The following is a 4,524-nucleotide window of genomic DNA, read 5'->3' as shown; positions in this document are numbered from 1 at the left end:
ACCCCGCGGCCGGACACGGGCGTGCCCCCGCCCGCCGGTTGCGTGCGGGGGCTCGCCTGTGGCCGCGGGTGCGACCGTCGCTGTGGGGCGCGCCGGTCTCCGTGACGCGGGCCGGTCTAGTAGACGTGGACCCCGTAGGCGCTCAGGGCCTCGGTGACCGGCTGGAAGAAGGTCGTGCCGCCGGAGGAGCAGTTGCCGCTGCCGCCGGAGGTCAGACCGTAGGCGGTGGTGCCGCCGTACAGCGGGCCGCCGGAGTCGCCGGGCTCGGCGCAGACCGTGGTCTGGATCATGCCGTAGACGACGTCGCCGCCGCCGTAGTTGACCGTCGCGTTGAGCGCGGTGACCCGGCCGCTGTGCGTGCCGGTCGTGGAGCCGCGGCGGTAGACGGTGGTGCCGACGGTCGGGGTGGCGGCCCTGGTGATGTCCTGGCTGCCCACCGCGCCGGACTTGGTGACCGACGAGTTGGTGTACCGGACGATGCCGTAGTCGTTCGTCGGGAAGCTGGAGCCCGTCGTGGTGCCGAGCGTGGTGGTGCGCCCGGAGTTCGAGTACCAGGTGCCCGCGCCGTCGGTGCAGTGACCGGCGGTCAGGAAGTAGTAGTTCCCGCTGTTGTCCTGGACGTTGAAGCCCAGCGAGCAGCGCCAGCTACTCGCATAGATGGCGTCGCCGCCGGAGATCAGCTTGTTGAACTTGCCCGGGGTGCGCTTGATGGTGAGGGCGTCGGCGTTGCCGCCGGCGTCCCGCTTGATCTGCGCGATCTCGGCCTTCGACACCGTGCTGTCGACGGTGACGACGACGCGGTTGGTCTTCTGGTCGACAGCCCAGGCGGTGCCCGCGATGTCGGATTCGAGCACCGACTTGTTCACCTTGCTCAGCTGGGTGGCGCTGAAGGTGTGCACGTCGGACGCGCTCGCGTTGGGGACCGCGAACGCTGCGGCGGCCACGAGTCCGGTGCTCACGGCGATCAGCCGAGTCCGTCTCGATATGCCGCTACGGGGGGTGGTGCGCTTGATCCTCACGTGTCGTTCCTCCGAAGGGAAGTCGGGGGCCCGCGTGGGGTCGGGGCCCGTGAGGCGCAGCCAGGGATCTGTCCGGATTCCGAACAAGACGTGCCCCTGACAAGCGCTGAGGGGGAGTATTCGGCCGCACGGCCGACCGGCGCAAGGGCGCCTTTCGGCCGTGCAGCGTTCAACTTGCGCTCATCCCACGGGTGTTGATCACGGACGTTCCCTCCGTCCGCCGCCTTACGGGCGGGTTTTGAGCAGCCTGCGCTCCCCCGCCTCGATCGCCGTGCCCAGGGTGTTCCCGGGCGGCGGGAAGGGGCAGACGAAGTGGTCGGCGAAGGCGCAGGGGGGCAGCAGCGAACGGTTGAAGTCCACCGTCGTGGAGCCCTCGGCGTCGGGCGCCGCCGGGCGCAGGAAGCGGAAGCGGTAGCTGCTGTTCCCGCTGGTGGTGTCGGCGAAGACGGCCCAGAGCGAGCCGTCGCCTTCGACCGACACCTGGAGGGTCAGGTCCTGCCCGTCGAGGGTGAAGGCCAGCACCCCGCCGAGTCCCAGTCCGCGGGAGCGCCCGTCCACGTTCTCGACCCGTACGGTGCGGCTCTCGCCGTACGGCGTGAAGTGCCCCGGCACCGACCAGCGCGCGTCGTACGGGGTGGCGTCGATGCCCTGGAAGGCCCGCCGCGCGGGGGCCGCCGGGTCGAAGTCGCGCACCCCCCAGACGCCTTCGCGGACCAGGACGACGAGCCGGCGCTCCCCGTACCCGACCCGGGCCGAGGCGGCCGGTCCCGAGTCGGCGACCAGCCGGATCTCCCCGCTGAAGGGCTCGCCGTCGAGGGTCAGACCGTCCTCGTTCCCGGCCGTCAGCACGACCGCGTCGTCCTCGGCCACCCAGCGCCCGGGGATGTCCGGAAGTCGACCCTCCGGATAGTCCTCGATCCAGTGCGTGCCGGTGAGGGAGAGCGGGCCGTAGGGCGCGGCCACCGTCTCGGCGCGCTGCTCGTGCCAGTGCTTCCAGTCCTGGGGTGCGTCCGTCGTCATGTGATCAACCTTTCCATACCGGATCCGGCAACCCGAGGTGCGAGCGCAGCGTCGTCCCGCCGTATTCGGTACGGAACGCCCCCCGCTCCTGGAGCAGCGGGACGACCCGGTCCACGAACTCGTCGAGCCCGCCGGGGGTGAGATGCGGGACGAGGATGAAACCGTCGGCGGCGCCGGTCTGCACGAACTCGTCCAGATCGGCGGCGACCGCCTCCGGGGTGCCGATGAAGGACTGCCGGCCGGTCGCCTCGATCACGGTCTCCCGGATGGACAGCCCCTTCTCCCGCGACAGGGCGCGCCATGCCGCCGCGACGGCGAAGGGGTCGCCGAGCCGTGTCCTGCCCTGGGTGAGCCCGGAGTCCGGCACCGGGTCGGTGTCGGGCAACGGCCCGTCCGGGTCGTAGGAGGACAGGTCGACGCCCCAGATCTGCTCCAGCGCGAGGATCGCGTTCTGCGGTGAGACCTGCTGACGGCGGATTCCGGCCGCCTTCTCCTGGGCCTCGGCGGCCGTGTCGCCGAGCACGACCGTGACACCGGGCATGATCTTCAGGTCTTCGGGGGCGCGCCCGTACCCCGCGAGCCGCCCCTTCACGTCGGCGTAGAACGCGCGGCCGGCCTCCGGCGTGCCGTGCCGGGTGAAGACGACGTCGGCGGCCGAGGCGGCGAACTCGCGTCCCTCCGGTGAGTCCCCGGCCTGGATGACGACGGGGTGGCCCTGCGGGGAGCGCGGCGCGGTGAACTCGCCGGCGATGTCGAAGTGCCGGCCCCGGTGGGCGAACGGGCGCGGCACGCCGTCCGGGGTCCAGGAGTCCCACAGCTCCCGTGCCGTCGCGACGAACTCGGCGGCCCGCGTGTACCGCTCGGCCCGGTCGAGGTAGCCGCCGCGCCGGAAGTTCTCGCCGGTGAAGGCGTCGGAGGAGGTGACCACGTTCCAGGCGGCCCGGCCGCCGCTCAGGTGGTCCAGCGTGGCGAGCCTGCGGGCGAGTTCGTACGGCTCGTTGAAGGTGGCGTTGACCGTCGCGGCGAGTCCGAGGCGCTCGGTGACACCGGCGAGGGCGTTCAGGACGGTGAGCGACTCGGGCCGGCCCACGACGTCGAGATCGTGGATGCGCTCCTTGTGCTCGCGCAGCCGCAGCCCCTCGGCGAGGAAGAAGAAGTCGAACAGGCCGCGTTCGGCGGTGCGTGCGAGGTGTTCGAAGGAGCTGAAGTCGATCTGCGACCTCGACCGCGGATCGGCCCACACGGTCGTGTTGTTGACGCCCGGGAAGTGGGCCGCCAGGTGGATCTGTCGGCGCGCGGACGGACGGACGGTCATGACACTCCCCCTGCCAGGGCGTAGCGGTTCGCGGGCCGCGCGAGGCCCAGGTGCTCCCTGAGCGTGCTGCCCGGATAGAAGGTGCGGAACAGGCCGCGGTGCTGGAGCAGCGCGACCGTCCCGTTCACCAGCCGCTCCAGGTCGCGGCGCGGCTCGACGGGCATGAGGTGGAAGCCGTCGGCGGCCCCGGCCCCGTGCCAGTCGGCGATCAGCTCGGCGAGGTCCACGGGGCCGCCGCGGTACAGCGGGCCCTGCGCACTCTGCCGGGGTCCGCCGCCGCCGTGGCCCCGGTCCGCCGCGTGCTCGCCGTCCCCGAGGTCGACGCTCAGGCCGGCGAGGACGCGCAGCGCGTCGGGGTCGCGTCCGGACCGGGCCGCCGCGTCCCGCAGTTCGGCGCGTACGGCACGGGCCTGGGCGGCGTCCACGGCGCGCACGACCGCGACGTCGGCGTGGCGTGCCGCGACCCGCCGGGCGTGGCCCTCGGTGGCGTCGACGACCCGGACGGGGTGGCCCTGCGGGGGCCGCGGCACGATCGAGGGGCCCTTCACGGAGAAGGAGGTCCCCCTGAAGTCGACGTAGTGCAGCTTGTCCCGGTCGATGAAGCGGCCGGTCGCCTCGTCGCGTATCTCGGCGTCGTCCTCCCAGCTGTCCCAGAGCCGGGCGGCCACGTCGGCGACCTCGTCGGCCTCCTGCCACAGCGCTTCGGCGGGGGCGGCGTGGAGGCGCCCGAACAGCCGGGCCTCGCCCTCGGTCGTCGAGACGTCGATGCGCCAGCCCGCCCGGCCGCGGCTGACCCAGTCGAGGGTCGCCACGGCCGCCTGGACGTGGAAGGGCTCGGTGTGCGTGGTCGTCACGGTCGGCACCAGGCCGATCCGGGTGGTGGCGGGCGCGACGCGGGACAGGACGGCGAGCGCGTCGGGCCCGGGGCGCGCGAAGGTGTCGCCGAGGGTCACGAAGTCGAGGGCACCGCGCTCCGCGAGCCGGGCCAGTTCCACCGGGGGGCCGGCGTCGTGGGCCGCCTCCTGGTCGATGGCGGCGGCCAGGTGCAGGAGCCCCCGGCCGTTCGGTGCGGTCATGTGGTCGGGTCTTTCTGGTGGGGGCAGCCGGCCCCCGGGGCGGGCCGGGGAACGGGCGCGGGGGGAGGGGGGAGGGGGGGCGGGCGCCGCGCGG

Annotated in this window: 4 protein-coding genes; all 4 read right to left on the bottom strand. The window is 73.3% G+C overall.

Features of this window, described 5'->3' with window-relative positions; all coding sequences use genetic code 11:
- Positions 1–116: 116 nt before the first annotated feature.
- Positions 117–1,019, bottom strand: a complete 903-nt coding sequence (locus ACWGIS_RS36205; RefSeq protein ID WP_453366768.1) for a S1 family peptidase — start codon at positions 1,017–1,019, stop codon at positions 117–119.
- Between the two features lie 225 nt (positions 1,020–1,244).
- Positions 1,245–2,039, bottom strand: coding sequence for a DUF1684 domain-containing protein (locus ACWGIS_RS36200; protein WP_453366767.1), 795 nt, complete (start codon positions 2,037–2,039; stop codon positions 1,245–1,247).
- A 4-nt stretch (positions 2,040–2,043) separates the two neighbouring features.
- Positions 2,044–3,354, bottom strand: a complete 1,311-nt coding sequence (locus ACWGIS_RS36195; protein ID WP_453366766.1) for an NtaA/DmoA family FMN-dependent monooxygenase — start codon at positions 3,352–3,354, stop codon at positions 2,044–2,046.
- Positions 3,351–4,430: an LLM class flavin-dependent oxidoreductase gene (locus tag ACWGIS_RS36190; RefSeq protein ID WP_453366765.1), complete on the bottom strand. Its 1,080-nt coding sequence runs from the start codon at positions 4,428–4,430 to the stop codon at positions 3,351–3,353. Before ACWGIS_RS36190 ends, ACWGIS_RS36195 begins: the two co-directional genes overlap by 4 nt.
- Positions 4,431–4,524 lie beyond the last annotated feature (94 nt).

The organism is Streptomyces sp. NPDC054842 (genome assembly GCF_053611025.1).
Note: the sequence above shows the minus strand (reverse complement) of the source record. Positions and strands in the feature narration are given on the sequence as shown.